At 35.5% G+C, this 10,341-nt stretch carries 10 protein-coding genes and 1 pseudogene; all 11 read left to right on the top strand.

Annotated features, from left to right (window positions below; genetic code table 11):
- A pseudogene (locus tag AC3WRW_RS14230) lies at positions 1–1,977 on the top strand (hypothetical protein); the annotation flags it as partial.
- Entirely contained in the window at positions 1,967–2,647 is a 681-nt protein-coding gene (locus AC3WRW_RS14225) for an HAD family hydrolase (RefSeq protein ID WP_492546958.1), read from the top strand. The pseudogene AC3WRW_RS14230 and the gene AC3WRW_RS14225, both read left to right, overlap by 11 nt.
- Positions 2,647–3,720 (top strand): class II aldolase/adducin family protein, encoded by a 1,074-nt coding sequence (locus AC3WRW_RS14220; protein ID WP_492546957.1) that lies wholly within the window; start codon positions 2,647–2,649, stop codon positions 3,718–3,720. Before AC3WRW_RS14225 ends, AC3WRW_RS14220 begins: the two co-directional genes overlap by 1 nt.
- A gap of 33 nt (positions 3,721–3,753) precedes the next feature.
- Positions 3,754–5,382 (top strand): sugar phosphate nucleotidyltransferase, encoded by a 1,629-nt coding sequence (locus tag AC3WRW_RS14215; RefSeq protein ID WP_492546956.1) that lies wholly within the window; start codon positions 3,754–3,756, stop codon positions 5,380–5,382.
- A complete protein-coding gene (locus AC3WRW_RS14210) occupies positions 5,379–5,789 on the top strand; it encodes a GtrA family protein (RefSeq protein WP_492522510.1) in 411 nt (136 codons plus the stop codon). The genes AC3WRW_RS14215 and AC3WRW_RS14210 overlap by 4 nt, the downstream gene beginning before the upstream one ends.
- Positions 5,749–6,474 (top strand): glycosyltransferase family 2 protein, encoded by a 726-nt coding sequence (locus AC3WRW_RS14205; protein ID WP_492546955.1) that lies wholly within the window; start codon positions 5,749–5,751, stop codon positions 6,472–6,474. The genes AC3WRW_RS14210 and AC3WRW_RS14205 overlap by 41 nt, the downstream gene beginning before the upstream one ends.
- The gene (locus AC3WRW_RS14200; RefSeq protein WP_492546954.1) at positions 6,455–7,045 is read left to right on the top strand and encodes a PI-PLC domain-containing protein; all 591 of its coding nucleotides are present in this window, start codon (positions 6,455–6,457) and stop codon (positions 7,043–7,045) included. Before AC3WRW_RS14205 ends, AC3WRW_RS14200 begins: the two co-directional genes overlap by 20 nt.
- Positions 7,046–7,070: 25 nt before the next feature.
- Entirely contained in the window at positions 7,071–7,814 is a 744-nt protein-coding gene (locus AC3WRW_RS14195) for a sugar phosphate nucleotidyltransferase (protein WP_492546953.1), read from the top strand.
- A 15-nt stretch (positions 7,815–7,829) separates the two neighbouring features.
- Complete coding sequence (gene rfbC, locus AC3WRW_RS14190; RefSeq protein ID WP_492546952.1) at positions 7,830–8,375, top strand: dTDP-4-dehydrorhamnose 3,5-epimerase; 546 nt, start codon at positions 7,830–7,832, stop codon at positions 8,373–8,375.
- A 20-nt stretch (positions 8,376–8,395) separates the two neighbouring features.
- A complete protein-coding gene (gene rfbB / locus AC3WRW_RS14185) occupies positions 8,396–9,412 on the top strand; it encodes a dTDP-glucose 4,6-dehydratase (protein WP_492546951.1) in 1,017 nt (338 codons plus the stop codon).
- Between the two features lie 2 nt (positions 9,413–9,414).
- On the top strand, positions 9,415–10,269 hold the full coding sequence (gene rfbD, locus AC3WRW_RS14180; RefSeq protein WP_492546950.1) for a dTDP-4-dehydrorhamnose reductase: 855 nt from the start codon (positions 9,415–9,417) through the stop codon (positions 10,267–10,269).
- The last annotated feature ends 72 nt before the right edge of the window (positions 10,270–10,341 follow it).

Raw genomic sequence — 10,341 nt, 5'->3', positions numbered from 1 at the left:
GCTTATCAGGATGATTTATTTATTCCTTTTATTAAATATTTTATAAATAATTTTGACAATCCATGGCAACATTATTTTATGTTGGAGTTACCCAAATCGTTCCCTTATCCTCCGTTGATGTTGTATATTTATGCCATTCCTATGTTGCTTACTTATCTTACAGATGTTCACTTTATAAATAATATTGTCTTTAAAATACCGACTATAATAGCTGATTTTATTATATTATGGGTTTTGACAAAGATTTACCCCTCAAAATATCGGGAAGCTCTCTTGTTTTATTTTGCATCCCCTATTATTATCTACGCTTCTTATATGCATTCTCAGTTAGATTTGATACCTACAGCATTATTGTTCTTGGCTGTTTATTTTCTTGTTCAGAATAAATTATTTACATCGTCTCTAATTTTGGGATTGGCAATTAGTACGAAATTTCATGTTATTGTAGCTGTACCAATAGCGTTAATATATCTATTTAAGAGGAACACAAAATGGTCAAGGATTTTAATGTTTTTTTTAATACCTCCTATTACATACTTCGTATTTGCTTTTCCATACATTTTTTCAGAAGGTTATATTTCCTTAGTCCTTCTAAATACAGAGCAAAATCAAGTGTTTGATGTGTTTTTTACATTTGATCATTTCAAAATATACATCACACCTATGGCAATATTATTAATTTATGCTAGATTCCTTGCTTATCCTAAAGTAAATAATGACTTATTGTATAGCACATTGGGATTGCTATTTTCTGTTTTTGTACTTTTAGTCCCTCCAATGCCGGCATGGTATGTATGGGTTATACCTTTCATCTCTATTTATTTTATTAATTACTATAGGAAGCATGAAATTAACACAATAATTACCTATGGTATATTAACTATTACCTATTTAATTTATTTTAACTTCTTTCATACAACTCAAATTCCTAAATTAAAATTTTTATCTTCTCCGATTGAATTTAGAATATCGGTGGACCATTATATCAATTTAGCCTTTACTTTATTAGAAGTAAGCCTGTTCACTGTTATTTATCTCTTATACAAATATGGTCTCAAGAGCAACTCAGTATATAAAAAGAAGGGTTCTGCTTTTATCGTCGGTATTGGTGGAGATAGTGGTTCAGGAAAAAGTACATTGTTATCTGATCTAAACAAGTTACTAAACAGAAATTCGGTTCTACATATTGAAGGAGATGGGGATCATAAATGGGAACGTGGGGATACAAAATGGTCTGAATATACTCACTTAAATCCAAAAGCTAATTACTTACATAGGCAATCGGAAGACTTGCTTGCGCTAAAAAGGGGAGAGTACATCGAGAGAGTAGAATACGATCATGATACGGGGAAATTCACAGACCCTCAAAAGGTAAGAGCTAAAGATTATATCATCTTGTGCGGCCTGCATCCCTTTTACTTGCCAAAAATGCGGAAGGCTATAGATCTTAAAATTTATCTTGAGACTGATGAAGTACTTAGAAGGCACTGGAAGGTACTAAGGGATACTAAAAAACGTGGGTATTCGACAGAGCGAGTTCTCGAACAAATCGAGTCTCGTGTATCTGATGGTCAAAAGTATATAATACCTCAAAAACAATTCGCTGATCTTGTGATCACGTACTTTACTGAGGATAGCGTAGATGTTGGAAACGAAGAATGCATTCCATACATTAAATTAAAATTAACAATGGATTCAAACATAGATTTAGAAATAATGCTTTGTCAATTAGAGGAGTATGGAATAGATGTAGCACATAATTATTCTGAGGATTTAAAATCTCAATATATTATTCTAGATAAAGATTTGTTAAATGATATAAATTATGAAGAAATCTCAAATAACATAATTCCTAACAAAGAAGAAATATTGTTAGGACAGTCAGAGTGGTTACTAAACTACAATGGGTTAATCCAATTGGTTATATTGCTCATGATTAGTAACAAGATGAAGGAGATAACTGAAAATGATGTATAAAGGGTATTTACTGGATATAGATAACACTCTCTATGACTATGAAAAAACACATAAAATAGCACTGGATGAAACACTTTCAGCTATCAAAATTAAACATTCCATAAACTTCGATGAGCTAACTGATTATTATAATATTTCTCGTAAGAGAATCCATTCTGAACTAATGGAAACAGCATCCTCCCATAATCGACTATTATATTTTCAAAGAATGTTTGAAGCTTTGAAAATTAATAGTATGACCGATGCCTACACATATTACGAAATGTACTGGACAACTTTTATTAATAACATGCAATTATTTGATAATGTATATGACTTTTTAAATGAGATTAAACATTTAAATAATTGTTTGGTAACGGATCTCACAGCGGATGTCCAGTTTCGCAAGGTGGAAAAGCTAGGCTTACAGGAATATTGTAAATTCATCGTTACAAGTGAAGAAGCGGGTAAGGAAAAGCCTCATCCCTATATGTTTATGTTGGCATTAAGTAAACTACAACTTCAACCTCAAGATGTATGTATGGTGGGGGATAGTTATTCAAAAGACATTATTGGGGCTACAAATATGGGTATTCGTTCTTACTGGATGAATCAAAAGAATGATGATTTCAAAGTGCCCGATTCTGTTACTTCGTTTTCAAACTATAAAGAATTGTTGAGGTATATTTAATGAACTTAATTAAAGATTTTGTTAGAATGTCTAAGTACGCAGGTGAGCGAATTGATCTAGTTCAAGCTGGAGGCGGGAATACTTCTGTTAAGTTGGATGATGGAACAATGCTCATTAAATCTTCAGGTTTCTTACTTTCTGATGTGGAGATGGATAAAGGCTACGTAAAAGTTAGAACTAAAGAAGTAAACGATATTATGGATAACTCTAGGGTTACAGAAATTGAGGATAAAAAGCAAAGAGAAAGAGCAGCGGCGGACTTATTAAAAACGGCGATTATTGAAGAATCTGCTTTCAGACCTTCTATAGAAACTTTTTTACATTCAATGCTTGGACGCTTTACATTACATACCCATCCAGTGGTAGTTAATGCGATTACTTGCCGTAAAAACTGGGTAGAAGTACTTAATTCTTTATTTCCTAGGTGTGTCGTAGTTGATTATCAAACTCCGGGCATTGATTTAGCATTAGAATTAAAGAAACAATTTGATGAATATGTACGTGAATATGGAGAACAACCTCAAGTAGTCTTTTTACAAAATCATGGGCTTATCTCAAGTGCATCTACACTAGATGAGGTCATTGCACTAAATGAGAGTGTATTACTAAAGATTGAGAGATATTTGGATGTAGATTATTCACGCTATAGGAACTCGAATAAAATCTCATCCCTAATTAATTCAATAAGGGATGAATCTTATATTGCTTATATGACAAATGATGTTGATTTACTAACTTTAGCGGAACGTCAGGATTTGCTTAAAGCGACGCCTTTTTGCCCGGATACTTATGTTTTCTGTGGGGCTTCAACTTTAATTCTTACCAATTTGGAAGATCAACAGGCAATAAGAACTCATTTAGAGCAGCATCACGAACTACCAAAGGTAATTTATTATGAAGCACATTTATATTTTATCGCCAACAATTTAAAAAAGGCCAAAGAAATGGAAGATGTGTTTAAATTTCACTTGCTTTCTCTGAGTTTAGCTAAAAAAGATATAAACTACCTCTCGATAGAGGAAATGAACTACTTGGGAAATTGGGATTCAGAAAAATATAGACAGAAATTATAAGGATGGTGCATCAGTTTGCAAATAATAATTCCAATGTCCGGTATAGGTAAAAGATTCATAGAAGCGGGTTATGAAGATCCTAAACCATTGATTAAAGTCAACGGAAAGCCTATTATTGAGCACGTTGTTAATATGTTTCCTGGCGAAGATAACTTTACATTCATCTGTAATAGTGACCATCTCAAGACTACGGAAATGCGTTCTATACTAGAACGTATAGCTCCAAAAGGAACTATTGTTGAAATACCTCCTCATAAAAAGGGACCGGTTTATGCGGTATCATATATTTCAGAATTGATAAAAGATGAAGAAGAAGTTATTGTGAACTACTGTGATTTTTCATGTTACTGGGATTACGAAGATTTCTTGAAACATACAAGAAATAGAAACGCAGATGGTGCAGTTCCTGCATATAAGGGTTTTCATCCACATATGTTAGGTACTACAAATTATGCGTTTATGAGATTTGAAAATCAGTGGATGCAAGAAATAAAAGAAAAGGCACCTTTTACTGATAATAGATTAGAAGAGTATGCCTCGAGTGGAACCTACTATTTTAAAAAGGGTAGTTACGTAAAAAAATATTTTAGTCAATTGATGGAAGAAGATCATAATTTGAATGGCGAATTTTATGTGAGTTTGATTTATAACTTACTTCGCAGAGATAATTTATCTGTTTCTATATATGAGATTCAACACATGCTTCAATGGGGGACTCCTCTAGATTTGTTGGAGTATGAGTCATGGTCTAGGTATTTCGCGGGAATAATTGAAGAAAAGAAGGCATTCACTGTAGAACGGGGAAGTACGAATCTGATTCCTTTAGCAGGTGCAGGAAGTAGATTTGTTAAAGAAAACTACAAAGATCCAAAGCCATTAATTCCTGTATCGGGTAAACCAATGGTTGTTCAAGCAGCTGAAAGTCTTCCTGGAGCAGAAAATTATGTTTATCTTTGTTTAAAAGATCATCTAGATCGTTATCCATTAATGGAAGAGATTCGAAAAGCCTACCCTCAGGGACATGTAGTGGAAGTAGCTCAACTGACGGAAGGACAAGCGTCTACTTGTGAACTTGGTCTCAAGCATGTTGATATGGAGTCTCCACTTTTAATTGGTGCTTGTGACAATGGCATGGTTTGGGATCAAGAAAAGTACCTAGAGTTATTACAAGATGAGAACGTGGACGCAGTTGCATTTAGCTTTAGACATCATGTTTCTAGTTTGAGAAATCCTCAAATGTATGGCTGGATTGAAGTTGATGATAAGGATACTATCAAATCGGTTTCAGTTAAAAAGGCAATTAGTGACGATCCGTTTAATGACCACGCTATAGTAGGAACATTTTATTTTAAGAAAGCAAAATATTTCTTAGACGCACTTAATAACTTGTATAAAAATAATACTCGCATTAATAATGAGTTTTATGTAGATAGTTGTGTCAATGAATTAATAAATAATGGGTTAACCGTTAAGGTATTTGAACTCGATGATTATATTTGCTGGGGAACTCCAAATGACTTAAAAACTTATGAATATTGGCAAAGTTTCTTTCATAAGTGGGCTTTTCATCCTTACCGTTTGGAAAAAGATAGAACTATGACAAAATCAGCTGTAGAAGAGTTAGAAAAGAAATACACGGATTTTCAACAAGAGTACCAATGAAACCCATTATTAAACAACTTTCTCGTTTTATAGTGGCAGGGTTTTCTGCAGTAGGAGTAGATTCTCTTGTCTATTTCATATCAATTGAACTACTTAACCATTCGACTGCAAAAGCTGTTTCATTTTTGTGTGGTTCGGTCGTTGCTTATCTAGTGAATAGGTTCTGGACTTTTGAACAAAAAAATCACTCATGGGTTGGGATTTTGAAATTTGTAATCTTGTATTTATCCACTTTAGCATCTAATGTTGCAGTTAATTACGTTAGTTTGGAATGGCTAGGGTGGAATAGCTTACTTTCATTTCTTTGTGCAACGGGAACAAGTACTGTATTAAATTTTATAGGACAAAAATGGTGGGTGTTCAATAATGAAAGAAAGATTGTCGATCGTCATACCTTGTTACAATGAAGAAAAGAATATACCTTTAATACTTGCAAAATTTAATGAGGTTATAAATACGGCTGATATTAAAGTTATCCTAGTTAATAATGGTTCTAAGGATAATACCCAGAAAGTGCTGGACGAGCTAGTTCCTAAATATTCATTTGCGCAAACTGTAACGGTAGAAGTAAATCAGGGATACGGTTATGGGATTTTGTACGGACTAAAACACGCGGTAGGAGAATACGTTGGTTGGACTCATGCAGATCTTCAAACAGATCCTGCAGACGTTTTAAAGGCTTTGAAAATAATAGAACAAAAAAGTTACCCTCAAAATGTATTTGTTAAAGGAAACAGAAAGAATCGCCCACTATTTGATCAATTCTTTACATCGGGAATGAGTATTTATGAATCAATGTATTTGGGTGTCAAACTAACGGACATTAATGCTCAGCCTAATATCTTTCATAGAAGTTTTTTTGAGAGCTGGACACAGCCTCCACATGATTTTTCACTGGATTTATATGCACTTTATTTGGCCCGTAAGAACAAACTAGACCTTGTACGTTTTGAGGTGGTGTTTCCTAAAAGGTTGCACGGGGAATCCAGTTGGAACACTGGACTAGCTTCCAAATGGAAATTTATAAAAAGAACTCTCGATTTTAGTAAGAATTTAAAGGGAGAAATGAAGAATGAATTTCATAGCTCATAGGGTAAATACCATTGAAGAGTTAGAGCAACTTCCCCCGGAGTTAGGAGTGGAACTTGATCTAAGAGACTACGAAGATAATATTGTCGTTGTTCATGACCCATTTAAAGGTGGAGAAAGTTTCGAGGAATATCTAAAGCATTACCATCACGGGACTATTATCCTTAATGTTAAAAGTGAAAGAATAGAGCATCGTGTTCTAGAGCTAGTTAGAAAATATAATATTGAAAATTACTTCTTTCTAGACTCTTCTTTTCCTATGATTCATCTCCTATCCTCTCAGGGAGAGAAAAAGGTAGCTTTGCGTTATTCCGAGTTTGAAGGTTTGGATACTATTGAGAACATGCAAGGCAAAGTGGACTGGGTATGGGTAGATTGCTTTACAAAGCTTCCAATTGATCAAGAAAGTTTTCAAAAATTAAAAAGTTGGGGATATAAATTATGTTTGGTTTCCCCTGAACTTCAGGGTAGACAAGAAGATATAGATGCATATAAGAAGTATCTAAGTGAGCAAAGCATAGTTTTTGATGCAATATGTACCAAGAGCTATAATATTGATAAATGGAAAAAATAACTTTCTGTCATTTAGGAGGTCCTTAATGAAAGGCATTATTCTTGCGGGTGGAACGGGATCAAGATTGTATCCTTTAACAAAAGTAACCAATAAGCATTTGCTTCCAGTTGGCAAATATCCAATGATCTTTCATTCTATTGCAAAACTTAAAGAAGCAGATATTAACGACATTCTTATCGTAACGGGTAAGGAGCATATGGGTGATGTGGTGAATCTGCTAGGCAGTGGTCGGGAAATGGATGTAACTTTTACTTACAAAGTTCAAGACGAGGCTGGGGGAATTGCACAAGCATTAGACTTAGCTGAGAACTTTGTTGGCAACGATCAAATTGTCGTAATATTAGGAGATAATGTATTTGAAGAGAGTATTGTCCCATTTGTGAATAACTTCAGGAAACAACAAACTGGAGCAAAAATTCTCATTCAAGAGGTCCAAGATCCTCAGAGATATGGTGTTCCAGAATTGTCAGGGGAAAAAATCATTTCAATTGAGGAAAAGCCTAAACAACCGAAAAGCAGCTATGCAGTTACAGGCATTTATATGTATGATAACTCTGTATTTGATATTGTAAAGACGCTCAAACCATCAGGACGCGGGGAGCTTGAGATTACGGATGTCAATAACGCGTATATTGAGAGAAACCAATTAACGTATGATATACTTCAAGGCTGGTGGACAGATGCAGGTACTCATGCCTCTTTAGCTAAAGCGAATGAATTGGCGAAAGATTTGCTGTTTAGTGATGAGTTTGGGAAACTTAAACTGTAAGAGGTGTTATGCATTATGAATATTATTTCAACGAAATTAGAAGGATTATATATAATTGAGCCCGTTGTCCATGGTGATAATCGGGGATTTTTTATGGAAAGCTACAGCAGCCGGAAATTTGCTGAGCATGGAATTGATTTTCCTTATATTCAGGATAACCACTCTTTATCCGTTGAAACAGGTGTTTTACGGGGTCTCCATTACCAGTTGAATCCCAAAGCACAGACAAAGCTTGTCAGAGTAACTGCGGGAGCCATTTATGATGTAGCGGTAGACATTCGCAAAAACTCACCTACTTTTGGACAGTGGGTTGGAGTTATTCTTAGTGAATCAAACAAGCGTCAACTGCTTGTTCCACAAGGCTTTGCGCACGGTTTTTGTACGATAGTTCCCAATACACAAGTGCTTTACAAAGTTGACGAGTACTATTCGCCTGAACATGATAGGGGTATACTTTGGAGCGACCCGGCTATAGGTATTGATTGGCCAACCTCCAAACCAGTCCTTTCTGATAAAGATCAAAAGCATCCACTGCTTAAAGATGCGGAAATAAACTTTTAAGACGGGAGTCCTCCACGCACATGAAAATACTCGTAACCGGCGGAGCCGGGTTCATCGGCAGCAATTTCGTTCATTATATGCTAGGTCGTTATCCTAGCTATCAAATTATTAACCTGGATTCGTTAACCTACGCAGGGAATCTCGAGAACCTTAGATCAATCCAAGAAAATAGCAATTATACGTTCGTAAAAGGCGACATCACAAATTCGGAGCTAGTCAGTAGCCTGTTTGAGCAGGGTGTAGATACTGTTGTCCATTTCGCCGCGGAATCGCATGTGGATCGTAGTATCTTGGAATCGGAAGTTTTCGTTAAGACAAATGTTCTTGGAACACAGGTGTTACTTGAAGCTGCTAAAAAGTTCGCTGTTAAGAAATTTGTCCATGTATCTACGGATGAGGTTTATGGATCTCTGGGAGAAACAGGTCTATTCACCGAAGAAACGCCATTATCACCGAATAGCCCTTATTCTGCAAGCAAAGCAGGTTCTGATCTACTAGTAAGGTCTTATCATGAAACGTTTGGGCTTCCAATCAACATCACCCGCTGTTCTAATAACTATGGACCTTATCAATTCCCAGAAAAGTTAATCCCATTAATGATTGCAAATGCTTTAAACGATAAGTCTCTTCCTGTTTATGGAGATGGTCTTAATATCCGTGATTGGCTATATGTAGAGGACCACTGCAGCGCTATTGATTTAGTTTTACATAAAGGGATTAATGGTGAGGTATATAATATCGGTGGTAACAATGAGAGAACAAATATTCAGATCGTACAGACCATCCTTCGCGAGTTAGGTAAACCTGAATCGTTGATTCAATACGTTAAAGATCGCCCCGGACATGACCGACGTTATGGTATTGATGCGACTAAAATAACAAATGAGCTTGGATGGAAGCCTAAGCATAATTTTGAAACAGGCATTCATGAGACAATTCGATGGTATCTTGATTACCAGGACTGGTGGAAAAGAATTCAAAATGGTGAATATCTAACGTATTATTCCAAACAATATGTCGAGCGCCTAGAGGTTTAATGATGAAGATTTTAGTGACAGGTGCTAATGGTCAATTAGGGCATGATTTGGTGAAGACTTTAGGCATAAATCATGAAGTTCATGGCCTTGGCAGAGAACAGTTGGATATAACAAATGAGCGACAGTGTGTAGAAGTATTGGGTGCATTTAAGCCTGATGTTGTCATTCATAGTGCAGCTTATACCGCGGTTGACCTTGCAGAGACAGAAATTGAACAAGCATTTCTTGTTAATTCGCAAGGAACAAAGAATCTTGTTATCGCGGCAGAAAGCATCGGGGCAAAATTTTGCTACATAAGTACAGATTACGTTTTTGATGGAACGTCAACGAACGCTTATCGAGAAAATGATCAAACTAATCCTCAAAGTGTTTATGGGAAATCAAAAAGAGCCGGTGAACAACATGTGCAGTTGTTGTCGTCTAAGCATTTTATTGTGAGAACTTCTTGGGTTTATGGTTTAAATGGAAATAATTTTGTGAAAACGATGTTAAATTTGGCAAAGACACGAGATTCCTTAATGGTTGTCAATGATCAACTGGGCTCTCCAACGTATACAGTAGATTTATCTTTATTTTTGCAGCAGCTTATCCAAACAGAGAAATATGGTATTTACCATGCATCTAATTCAGGTGTTTGTTCATGGTATGAATTTGCATGTGCGATTTTCGAGGAGAGCGGAGTAAAAATACAAGTGAGTCCTTGCACGACAGATGAGTTTCCGAGACCGGCACCGCGGCCAAAAAATTCAGCTTTATCCCACGAATCTATACGGGTTAATGGATTTATGGAAATGCGTCATTGGCGCGAGGGACTTAAAGCTTTTTTATATGAGCTAAAATTAAATAGTGGGATCTAACAATGCTGTTAAACATTTTGAAAAACAAATTTATTGAGACCAACATGAGTAAAGATGAATCTTACTTGATTG

The organism is Paenibacillus sp. FW126-R14 (genome assembly GCF_058789495.1).
This window is presented reverse-complemented; position numbering and strand designations above follow the sequence as displayed.

What these genes read in the sequence shown, in the direction of transcription:
- AC3WRW_RS14210 (WP_492522510.1), top strand. Translation starts at nt 5,379, where the DNA reads ATGAAACCCATTATTAAACAACTTTCTCGTTTTATAGTGGCAGGGTTT.
- rfbC (WP_492546952.1), top strand. Translation starts at nt 7,830, where the DNA reads ATGAATATTATTTCAACGAAATTAGAAGGATTATATATAATTGAGCCC.
- rfbD (WP_492546950.1), top strand. Translation starts at nt 9,415, where the DNA reads ATGAAGATTTTAGTGACAGGTGCTAATGGTCAATTAGGGCATGATTTG.
- rfbB (WP_492546951.1), top strand. Translation starts at nt 8,396, where the DNA reads ATGAAAATACTCGTAACCGGCGGAGCCGGGTTCATCGGCAGCAATTTC.
- AC3WRW_RS14200 (WP_492546954.1), top strand. Translation starts at nt 6,455, where the DNA reads ATGAATTTCATAGCTCATAGGGTAAATACCATTGAAGAGTTAGAGCAA.
- AC3WRW_RS14195 (WP_492546953.1), top strand. Translation starts at nt 7,071, where the DNA reads ATGAAAGGCATTATTCTTGCGGGTGGAACGGGATCAAGATTGTATCCT.
- AC3WRW_RS14220 (WP_492546957.1), top strand. Translation starts at nt 2,647, where the DNA reads ATGAACTTAATTAAAGATTTTGTTAGAATGTCTAAGTACGCAGGTGAG.
- AC3WRW_RS14205 (WP_492546955.1), top strand. Translation starts at nt 5,749, where the DNA reads ATGAAAGAAAGATTGTCGATCGTCATACCTTGTTACAATGAAGAAAAG.
- AC3WRW_RS14215 (WP_492546956.1), top strand. Translation starts at nt 3,754, where the DNA reads ATGTCCGGTATAGGTAAAAGATTCATAGAAGCGGGTTATGAAGATCCT.
- AC3WRW_RS14225 (WP_492546958.1), top strand. Translation starts at nt 1,967, where the DNA reads ATGATGTATAAAGGGTATTTACTGGATATAGATAACACTCTCTATGAC.